The following is a 9,698-nucleotide window of genomic DNA, read 5'->3' as shown; positions in this document are numbered from 1 at the left end:
TTTGCTAGAACAGTAGGTCCCGCAATGCTTCGCTGAATGGCAGCTTGTGGGGCTTTCCCACGTTTCATTTGTGCTTTTTGTGTGGCATCCATTTTACAGTGCTTGCACTCGTAGGCATGTTCAATATGCTGGATGCGCATCATTTTTGCCGGAATGAATTTTGCTTCTTCACGTGCAATAGTTGTACCAGCTTCGGTCATTTGGCCAAGGCAACAGTCGCATTGTGTATTGGTGGGATGATGGTGAATTTCTTCTATTTAAATCCCATCATGAAAAAATCATTCCGTTTTTTCTTATGTAATTTACGGTTAACAGTATAAGTAATCGTCGCTGTGCTTTGTTCTTCTGTCTGCTCAGATTCGTTAAAAGACGGATCGTCATCGAATAAAGAGCCTTGTCCGTCTGGTGCTTGATACTTTGATTTTTCTGTTTTGGAACCGTATAAAGCTTTTGTTAATTGGCGAACTTGTTCTGTTAACACTTCTATTTGTTTTAATGATTGATCCAACTTCTTTGACAGTTCATTATTTTGCTGATTTGAATGAGCCAATTGTTGCTCAAGTAATTGAATGAATCGTTCATTTTGGTTAGAAGATACGTTACCCACTGTATTCACCACATTTCGTTCAGTATAAGTCATGGATGATTATACCACTTTGGTGTATAGATTTAAAAGACACCTTTTTCTGATTTCGCAATTGCCTTTGGTTGCTGAAGTAATAAGCCTTCCAACAGCCAACGAAGCTCCTGTTGTGAAAGATTACGCACTTCCTTTTCATCTTTTGGCCATTGCAGTTTACCGTTATCTAATCGTTTATAAAGCATTGCGAAGCCATCACCATCAAAGTACAAACATTTATAGCGGTCTTTGCTCCATCCAGAAAATAAGAAGATGGAATCACTATATGGATCAAGTTTAAAAGAATCCTGAATGAGCGTTGCGAGACCGTCAATACCTTTACGCATATCGGTCTTGCCGCAAATAATGTAGATGTTCTGCACGCTCGTAAAATCATGCTTCATTGTTTGTTCAACTCCTTCCGGATCGTTTGGATGATGCGCTCATCTACGCCATTAAATAAGCAAATTTTAGCATCAGTTGTTTTAATGATGCAGCTCGGCTCAGGAGCATTTTGTGGTGAAGTTGTTGATGAGGAGTTGTCAGTGATAGGATCTAGTGTCACAGGGACAATTGTTAGTTTGGTAGTTGACATAAAGAAGCACCTCCTTTAATTGATACATTTATCGTACCGGAGGTGCCTGGTTATTTATATGCGTTATTTGATTACGGGCTTACTTTAAAACCACTATCGCTACCAGAAACAATTAAACGGCTTGAGTCCTTTAGAAATTAGGGCTCAAGCCGTCTTAATACGATTTTTATTATTTCCATTGTCTACTTGGTATGGGGCAGTTTATTTATTTCCTGTTTTATTATTTATTTCTTCTATATAACTTCCATCCATATATTCCCATCAACTTCGAGATTAGCTTTTTATAATTAATCATTGTTAGATAGCAAGCTTACACAGACTGCACTTTTTATGACTAACTCTTTTAGGCTAGATATAAACTCATCTTTATCTTCCATTAATTCTTTTATCAAATTAAGAATGTATTTAAGTTTGGGCCTACTCTAAAAAGTTATATTTTTTATCATATAAGCATTTTGCTTAAGAAAAACAACCACCAACAAGGCAGTTGTTTGATAGAATTTTATTTGATATAAAAGGTCAGATTCTCTTCTCAGTCAACAGACCATTATGTAACATATACACTTGATCACATAAGGACTCAATGTCGATTTTATTATGCGAAGTTAATAAAATTGTAGCACCACGTTGTTTTTCATCTTTTATGATCTCATATACTTTTTGTACAGAATCCTCGTCCAAACCATTCATTGGCTCGTCTAACAAGATAATTTCGGGTTTTTCCATAATGCTTTGAGCAATGGCTAGTTTTTGTTTCATACCAAGAGAGTATGTTTTAACTGGGCGATGATCTGTTGGATCTAATCCAACTCTTTCTATCGCAGCTTTTATATCATCGTCATTAATTTGGTTTCTAATAGCCGCCAAAAATTTCAAGTTCAAAAATCCTGAATAATGCTCTAAAAACCCTGGTTTTTCAAGAATAACACTTGCACTTTTTGGAAACGAAATATCCTTATGTAATACATCTTCGAATAATTTTACCGTTCCTATACTAGGCTTTACTAAACCACAAATAATACGAAATAACATGGATTTCCCTGAACCATTATGTCCGACAAAGCCATATACTTTCCCTTGTTCTAAGTGAATGTTAATATCTTTTAGCACAGTTCGTCCTTTAATAACCTTTGAAACATTTGATACTTCAATAGACATATCGCATTCTCCCTAATAGTAATCTTTTTTTAATCCGATTCTAACAATTAGCACGCTCATTATAAAGATTAGTACCACTTCAGCTAATAAAATGGTTGGTAACATGCTTGGCCTGAAATTTTCTGTCATCCCAAAATAGAAAGGGATATAAGGCGCTGATATTTCCACACCAGCGTAAAATAAAATAACAAGTAATACAGTAGCAATTTTTGCTGAAAAAAGTAGCTCAATTAATTTCCATAATAACGAATGAAGGTACATACTCACCAATATTACAACACCTTGTATCACAATAGAGAAGTCGAGTTGTATATGCACTTGAAAAAATAAAAAAAGAAAAAAACTTGCGACAAAATAGAGCATGACATAGCATACAGTAAAGATAAATATTAACAATAGTCGGTTCAACCAAAATAAGCTTTTATTTGGATAACGCAATAACATGTTGTATAAAAAATACTTTGAGCGAGGCTTCCATAAAATTTGTAACAAAATAACATAGCCGAACCATAAAAACGTCCAATAAATCCAATTGAATTGATTAATTTGACCAAATAGTATAGTGAAGGCTTGTCGCAGCATCATATCATCAAATAATGTTGCTTTATGAAGAAATAGTAGCGCACTAAAAATAGGAAAGATTATAAAGATTAAAGCAATTTTAAATGCATCTTCACGAATTAGTTTCCACTCTAATCCAAATGTTCTCATCATTTATCATCTCGCACGTAAAAGTCTAGTTTATTTACTAAATAATGGATAGAATTTACTAACAATACAGCAATTGCTACTAGCTTCAAAAATGAGCTTATTGGTGAAATAAATTCACTTTTATAAAAGAGAGTAGGTACAATGCTTATAGTCATTTGGTCTAAAACGACAACACACATGATTATAATAGTACTAATAAAATTATTTTTTAATAACTGTTGAAGTAAAATGAAAAGCAGACCACTAATAGCAGTCAAGCAAAAATACATATAGACGAAGTAAAGTAACGAACCATCTTCTACAAGGTCAGGCATATATAAAAACAACGCGCTATAATTTGTTACATGAGGGTAAATCATATATTTCACTAAGCAGGTGCTAATGGTACTACCTAGCATAATAATTGCAGTCAAAATTGCTGTAACTGTGAATACTAAACATATTTTTTGCCAAGCAATGTGCTGTCGATGAATATACCTTCTTAGGAGGACCCAGTCATTTATTTCAGAAAAAGTGCCTAACAGGACTAGAAATATAGGTAGATGAAAATATTCATAACGAAACAATAACATAAAGTCTTTCACGGAATGCCATCTAGTCAACACCAGCGTATGACTAGGAATAATCGCAAACAACATCATTGTCATAATAAATAATATGACCATGAAAAATAACTTCTTTTTAAGTTGAATATCTTGTATACTATACATTAAAAATTTATAAAACATCACGGTTTCTCCTAACACCCATGAAGTAAATCACAAATGCTATAAAATGTTGTAAAAGAAATGTGACAACGATTGCTGTAATAGATAATTGTTCCAAACTTTGCCTAGGGTTTATCAAATTAAATGGATCCCATTGTGGTTTCCCTAAGACCGTTAATAAACCCCAACAAGCGATATAAATAATTTGTGGCATAAATATAACTAAATAATGATTTTTGATAAACATGGAGAGTGCTAGCCCCATACAAATATAACCACTGGCAAAAAGTCCACCAAGCACATAATAAAATGCCATGTATGCATATGGAGACATTATTAATAAATCAGAAAAAAGAACTTTTATATCTCCTGCAAATACATTATCCGGCAGTAAAATTGTCCCTTCCACTAAACTTTTATAGCTAGTTGCATAAGTTGTATATTCCCACTGGTTTGTTAAGAGGTTAACAAGTATAACCCCTAGGAATAATGGAAGTACGAACAACAAAAAGGCTGTTATGTAAGTCTTAACAAACTTTACAGTATAATATTTCTTTCTACTCATCCGGAGAAACATATAATTTTGATTACCACTTATTCTTTCACGAAATATCGAGTCTACAAGTGCAATAGAGATTAGTGCTGGAAAAATAAAATAATACAAGCTTGCAGCAAAATTAGAAGCACCAGAGAAGCCTACCCATTGTTTATGAGGAGAAACCAGACTTAAAACATTTTCATTTTTCTCGTAAATATTCTCTAACAAAAGATATTCTTCTTTATGAGTATTCACACCTGTAAATACAGCAATAATAACAATTAGTACTAATGTAAAAAGACTAAGATAAAAATTTTTATTTTTCAGTAATTTTTTGTATTCAACGAGCATTGATCTCCCCCCTATCTTAAATTAAACACAGGGTTGTCTGTGAACAGACAACCCTTACCATTTTATTTTGTATCAGGATAAAACTTCCCTGAAATTTCCACTTTAACATATGTCACAGTATCATTCTCTGCTGCAAGGTTTACTTTGTCACCAACAGCTTTTTGATCAACAGTAAATTGGCGTGTATCATTATCAGTTACTTTTGTAGCTGTTGCAGATACCTTCTTTCCGTTAGCATCAACGATCCACATATTTGCTGTGTAAGTAGAACCAACTACTGAATTTTCAACCTTTGATAGACTATTATCATCTTTTTTCCCTGTTGCTAAATATATATTATTGGAGAATACCGGCAGATCTGTTGCATATGTAACAGCACTAGTACCTGCACTTGCCAAACTTGCACTTGCCAATAACCCTACTGCACATAATGTTGATGCTAATAACTTTTTCTTCATTAAAATACAACCCCTTTTTTTGTTTTTTAAAATCTCCCTAAGCCAAACAACACCATAAATAACCTCTAGACACACCTTTCTAACCGGAATATATTACCTCCTTTGCCTTGTATTTGTAATCAATATACATTAATACATCTTCCTTTTCAAGCGTTTATTGCCTTAAAAGGTAGAAATATGGTAATTTTTGACGCATTTCTTTAACCTTAACGTACTTGTATATTGCAAAATAAAAGTAAAGAGTATTGCAATCTTACTTGGCGTTGGATTGGAGGGCATGTTAGTCTCGTCTAGGCATAGCTAGGCCTTTATATAGCTGGCTTCTTAGCTTCTTACTCTTGCTCTCAGAGGCTTCATGTCAAGTTGCAACATTGTGTACAAAAAGAGTACATGAGCATTTGATTTCTTGTAAGCACTTTTTACAACCAATTTTCTATTATTAGAATAGTGCATTAAGGTTACCAATTCTTTATTACTCCAAAACATTTTTCTTCTACTATAAAACAATGGTAAAAGTAAGTAGAAAAGACTCTAGCGATTGCCTAATCTCTTAAAGTCTTATCGTATAATCGATAAATGATAGACTTAATTTCCTCATCTATTTCATTAACAAACTCAACTACTTGTTCGTCTTCAACATATTTATTCTTATCTTCTTCTATCAAAAACATTTCCTCTTAAATATTAGACCTAAATTTGTCCTAGTGTATTTAAACAAGCATTCTATGTTATATTTTCTTCATAAGAAAGGGTGTTTATATGTCTAAAATAGCGGTACTCGCAGAAAAACCTTCTGTAGCACGAGATATAGCAAGAGTATTAAAGTGTAGTAAAAAAGGAAATGGATTTCTTGAGGGTGATAAATATATTGTGACATGGGCTTTAGGTCACTTAGTTACTTTAGCAGATCCTGAAAGCTACGATATCAAATATAAAACTTGGGATTTAGATTCCCTGCCAATGCTACCTGAAAAGCTAAAGTTATCGGTGATCAAACAAACAGGAAAACAATATAATGCGGTCAAACATGTATTAGAGAGATCTGATGTATCAAGTTGTATTATTGGTACCGATAGTGGTCGTGAAGGTGAATTAGTTGCAAGGTGGATTTTAGAAAAATTAAAGTATAAAAAGCCTATTCAACGATTATGGATTTCATCTGTTACCGATAAAGCAATCAAAGAAGGGTTTGCGAACTTAAAGCCCGGCAAAAATTACGATAACCTATATCATGCAGCTGTTGCTCGTAGCGAGGCAGATTGGTACATCGGTTTAAATGCAACACGTGCTTTAACGACACGCTTTAACGCTCAGCTAAACTGTGGACGTGTACAAACACCGGTCGTTGCGATGGTTGCAGCACGTGAAGATGAAATTAAACATTTTAAGCCACAAACGTATTATGGCATCGAAGCGCAAACTACCGATAAATTGAAGCTAACGTGGCAGGATGCAAAGGGCAATTCACGCAGCTTTGATAAAGATAAAATCGATACAATCGTAAAAAAAATTAGCAATGACAATGTTAAGGTTGTCGAAATCGAGCGTAAACCGAAAAAAACATTTGCTCCTGGCCTATATGATTTAACTGAGCTGCAACGGGATGCAAATAAAATTTTCGGCTACTCTGCGAAAGAAACATTGAACATTATGCAAAAGCTTTATGAGCAGCATAAAGTTCTAACTTATCCACGAACAGACTCGCGATTTATTTCAAGTGATATCGTTAGCACGTTACCAGAGCGTTTAAAAGCTTGTGGTGTTGGCGAATATCGTTCACTTGCGAATAAAGTATTAACAAAACCTATTAAAGCGACTAAAGCATTTGTAGACGATTCTAAAGTGTCTGACCACCATGCTATTATTCCTACAGAAGAATATGTGAACTTTGCAAACTTTAATGATAAGGAACGTAAAATTTATGATTTAGTTGTAAAACGTTTCTTAGCGGTATTATACCCTGCGCATGAATTCGAGCAATTAACGCTACGTACGAAAATTGGTGATGAAAGTTTTATTGCGAAAGGTAAAACAATTGTGACAGCTGGTTGGAAGGAAGTATACGAGAACCGTTTTGACGATGAAGAAAATCAAGAAGATTTAAAAGAACAGGTCTTCCCTCGTATTGAAAACGTCGCAACACTAGAAGTTCGTTTAATCGCACAAACATCTGGTCAAACGAAACCTCCTGCACGTTTCACTGAGGCCACATTACTGTCTGCAATGGAAAACCCAACAAAGTATTTACAGACAAATGATAAGCAGCTAGCGGATACTTTAAAATCTACTGGTGGATTAGGAACGGTTGCAACACGTGCTGATATTATCGACAAGCTCTTTAACTCGTTTATGATTGAGCAGCGTGGTGGCAAAGACATTTATATTACTTCAAAAGGCCGTCAGCTATTAGATCTAGTCCCAGAAGAATTACGCTCACCTGCTACAACTGCTGAGTGGGAACAAAAGCTAGAGTTAATTGCCAAAGGGAAATTGAAAAAAGAAGTATTTATTAATGAAATGAAGCAACATACGCAAAAAATTGTTGCTGAAATTAAAGCAAGCGATAAAAAATATAAGCATGACAATATTTCAACAAAGTCTTGTCCTGATTGCGGTAAGCCTATGCTTGAGGTAAACGGTAAAAAAGGTAAAATGCTTGTTTGTCAGGATCGTGAATGTGGACATAAGAAAAATGTAGCTCGTGTTACAAATGCTCGCTGCCCACAATGTAAGAAGAAATTAGAATTACGTGGTGAAGGTGATGGCCAAATTTTTGTATGTAAATGCGGCTACCGTGAAAAATTATCCGCATTTGAAGCTCGTCGTAAAAAAGAAGGTGGAGGTAAGGTAGATAAGCGTAGTGTTCAAAAATATATGAAACAGCAAGAGAAAGAGGCAGAACCATTAAATAATCCTTTTGCTGATTTATTAAAAGGCATGAAGCTCGATTAAGTAAATAAATAATAGTGTATTTGAATACCCCAATTGTTTAGTATGCTCAACAATTGGGGCGTTTTATTTTAAAATAAGGCTGTTTATTCGTAAGCCCGAAATATAAAAAAAGCGCACCTTTTCGGTACACACGACGAATGGCCATCTATCCTAATTTTTTTCGGATAGATGGCTAGTTTGCACATGTGGCTTGGATTTTTTTCGACCAAGGCATGTAATTCTTTAAAATCTCTGGCTGCTGGTGAATCAGTAAATTTGGCAATGCTGTCATTAACGTCACTAGGTATTGATAGAAATCGATGCCGTTTGCTTTTGCTGTTTCAGCCAAGCTTAAACAGATCGCATTCGCTTTAGCACCGGCTTCACTAACAGAAAAAAGCCAGTTCTTGCGACCAATCACAGTTGGGCGAATCGCATTTTCAGCTGGATTATTATCGATTTCAATTCGACCATCGAACAGAAAAGCTTTTAATCCATGTACACGATTTAATGTGTACTCGGCAGCTTTAGCTAAGGCATTTTTTCCGAAGAAAGGTGATTCGTCCACCCATTTTAAGAATTTCTCTACAATCGGTTTTGAATGTTTTTGCCGTGATTTTCGGCGTTTATCTGGTGAAAGGTGCTTGAATTGACGTTCTAGGTGATACAGTTGATCACAGTAATCCACGCCAATTTGCCCATTCTTGCTATCGGCTTTCAACCAATAACGTCGCACATGCGCCCAACAATTGGCGAACGTGACATCAGGTAGATTACCGTATGCCGAATAACCATCACAAATCACGGTTCATTTAAAGCCCTCTGTAAATTCTTCTAGTACAGAACGACTTCTCAATAATGCACTTTGAAAAAGAACGTGATCGGTCCTTGACTTGGTACACTTCGGAACACCCAATTCCAGAAAATAAGAAGATGGAATCGCTATACGGGTCTAGTTCAAAAGTATCTTGAATGTGTGTAGCGAGACCATCAATGCCTTTTCGCATATCGGTCTTGCCACAAATAATATAGATGTTTTGCACGCTCGTAAAATCATGCTTCATTGATTGCTCAGCTCCTTAATGATCGTTTGGATGATGCACTCATCTACGCCATTGAAGAAGGATATTTCAGCCCCAGCTGTTTTAATGACACATCTTGGCTCAGAGGGAAATTGCGATGAATTGATAAAAGAAGACTTGTCAGTGATGGGATTTAGTGACACAGGGACAATTGTTAGTTTTGTAGTGGACATAAAAAAAGCGCCTCCTTTAATTGATACATCTATCGTACCGGAGGTGCCTGGTTGTTTATATGCGTTATTTGAATACGGGCTTACGTTTATTCAAAGAGTTAAAATCAAAAAGTAAATAATGATAAATTTAACCATATAACATTTATTTCCCCAATTGTTAGTTTAGAATGAAGTTTGAACTAAATATTGCTGCTAACTTTGATTTTATTATAAAAGAAACCCACACACTCAAACAAAGATTCATGAAAATGTGTGGGTTTAAGTTTGAGGTTTATTTATTTTTATGACGGATTGTAATATTAAGTGCAACACCCAGAAGTCAATATAAAGGAAGCCCATAACGACCTCGTGTAGAATGTAGTTACCACACCAAAT

10 protein-coding genes and 2 pseudogenes are annotated in these 9,698 nt (G+C 35.0%); 1 reads left to right on the top strand and 11 read right to left on the bottom strand.

What is annotated here, in order from left to right; genetic code table 11:
• The 9 genes and pseudogenes from ACQKOF_RS24705 to ACQKOF_RS24665 form a co-directional block, all read right to left on the bottom strand.
• Nucleotides 1-640, bottom strand: a pseudogene (locus ACQKOF_RS24705) (IS66 family transposase zinc-finger binding domain-containing protein); the annotation flags it as partial.
• A 29-nt stretch (nt 641-669) separates the two neighbouring features.
• On the bottom strand, nt 670-1,023 hold the full coding sequence (tnpB, locus tag ACQKOF_RS24700; RefSeq protein WP_427562948.1) for an IS66 family insertion sequence element accessory protein TnpB: 354 nt from the start codon (nt 1,021-1,023) through the stop codon (nt 670-672).
• Nucleotides 1,020-1,214, bottom strand: a complete 195-nt coding sequence (locus ACQKOF_RS24695; RefSeq protein ID WP_427562946.1) for a hypothetical protein — start codon at nt 1,212-1,214, stop codon at nt 1,020-1,022. Before ACQKOF_RS24695 ends, tnpB begins: the two co-directional genes overlap by 4 nt.
• A gap of 519 nt (nt 1,215-1,733) precedes the next feature.
• Nucleotides 1,734-2,372, bottom strand: coding sequence for an ABC transporter ATP-binding protein (locus ACQKOF_RS24690; RefSeq protein ID WP_427562943.1), 639 nt, complete (start codon nt 2,370-2,372; stop codon nt 1,734-1,736).
• Between the two features lie 12 nt (nt 2,373-2,384).
• A complete protein-coding gene (locus ACQKOF_RS24685) occupies nt 2,385-3,086 on the bottom strand; it encodes a hypothetical protein (protein WP_427562940.1) in 702 nt (233 codons plus the stop codon).
• Nucleotides 3,083-3,811 (bottom strand): hypothetical protein, encoded by a 729-nt coding sequence (locus ACQKOF_RS24680; RefSeq protein WP_427562937.1) that lies wholly within the window; start codon nt 3,809-3,811, stop codon nt 3,083-3,085. The genes ACQKOF_RS24685 and ACQKOF_RS24680 overlap by 4 nt, the downstream gene beginning before the upstream one ends.
• Nucleotides 3,801-4,679, bottom strand: coding sequence for an NADH dehydrogenase FAD-containing subunit (locus ACQKOF_RS24675; RefSeq protein ID WP_427562935.1), 879 nt, complete (start codon nt 4,677-4,679; stop codon nt 3,801-3,803). The genes ACQKOF_RS24680 and ACQKOF_RS24675 overlap by 11 nt, the downstream gene beginning before the upstream one ends.
• 62 nt (nt 4,680-4,741) lie before the next feature.
• Nucleotides 4,742-5,137 carry a hypothetical protein gene (locus tag ACQKOF_RS24670; RefSeq protein ID WP_427562932.1) on the bottom strand — a complete coding sequence of 132 codons (396 nt, stop codon included), beginning with the start codon at nt 5,135-5,137 and terminating at the stop codon, nt 4,742-4,744.
• A gap of 542 nt (nt 5,138-5,679) precedes the next feature.
• Complete coding sequence (locus tag ACQKOF_RS24665; RefSeq protein WP_427562929.1) at nt 5,680-5,802, bottom strand: hypothetical protein; 123 nt, start codon at nt 5,800-5,802, stop codon at nt 5,680-5,682.
• A gap of 94 nt (nt 5,803-5,896) precedes the next feature.
• Between ACQKOF_RS24665 and ACQKOF_RS24660 the strand changes: the two genes are divergently transcribed.
• Entirely contained in the window at nt 5,897-8,089 is a 2,193-nt protein-coding gene (locus ACQKOF_RS24660) for a DNA topoisomerase III (protein WP_427562926.1), read from the top strand.
• 172 nt (nt 8,090-8,261) lie between these two features.
• Here the strand turns inward: ACQKOF_RS24660 and tnpC are convergent.
• Both tnpC and ACQKOF_RS24650 read right to left on the bottom strand, forming a co-directional pair.
• Nucleotides 8,262-8,989, bottom strand: a pseudogene (gene tnpC / locus ACQKOF_RS24655) (IS66 family transposase); the annotation flags it as partial.
• 139 nt (nt 8,990-9,128) lie between these two features.
• Complete coding sequence (locus ACQKOF_RS24650; protein WP_427562923.1) at nt 9,129-9,323, bottom strand: hypothetical protein; 195 nt, start codon at nt 9,321-9,323, stop codon at nt 9,129-9,131.
• Nucleotides 9,324-9,698: the final 375 nt, after the last annotated feature.

The organism is Lysinibacillus sp. NPDC093190, from assembly GCF_050280425.1.
In the GTDB taxonomy this organism is placed as follows: Bacteria; Bacillota; Bacilli; order Bacillales_A; family Planococcaceae; genus Lysinibacillus.
Note: the sequence above shows the minus strand (reverse complement) of the source record. Positions and strands in the feature narration are given on the sequence as shown.

What these genes read in the sequence shown, in the direction of transcription:
- ACQKOF_RS24675 (WP_427562935.1), bottom strand. Translation starts at nt 4,679, where the DNA reads ATGCTCGTTGAATACAAAAAATTACTGAAAAATAAAAATTTTTATCTT.
- ACQKOF_RS24650 (WP_427562923.1), bottom strand. Translation starts at nt 9,323, where the DNA reads ATGTCCACTACAAAACTAACAATTGTCCCTGTGTCACTAAATCCCATC.
- ACQKOF_RS24695 (WP_427562946.1), bottom strand. Translation starts at nt 1,214, where the DNA reads ATGTCAACTACCAAACTAACAATTGTCCCTGTGACACTAGATCCTATC.
- ACQKOF_RS24660 (WP_427562926.1), top strand. Translation starts at nt 5,897, where the DNA reads ATGTCTAAAATAGCGGTACTCGCAGAAAAACCTTCTGTAGCACGAGAT.
- ACQKOF_RS24670 (WP_427562932.1), bottom strand. Translation starts at nt 5,137, where the DNA reads ATGAAGAAAAAGTTATTAGCATCAACATTATGTGCAGTAGGGTTATTG.
- ACQKOF_RS24680 (WP_427562937.1), bottom strand. Translation starts at nt 3,811, where the DNA reads ATGTTTTATAAATTTTTAATGTATAGTATACAAGATATTCAACTTAAA.
- ACQKOF_RS24690 (WP_427562943.1), bottom strand. Translation starts at nt 2,372, where the DNA reads ATGTCTATTGAAGTATCAAATGTTTCAAAGGTTATTAAAGGACGAACT.
- ACQKOF_RS24685 (WP_427562940.1), bottom strand. Translation starts at nt 3,086, where the DNA reads ATGATGAGAACATTTGGATTAGAGTGGAAACTAATTCGTGAAGATGCA.
- tnpB (WP_427562948.1), bottom strand. Translation starts at nt 1,023, where the DNA reads ATGAAGCATGATTTTACGAGCGTGCAGAACATCTACATTATTTGCGGC.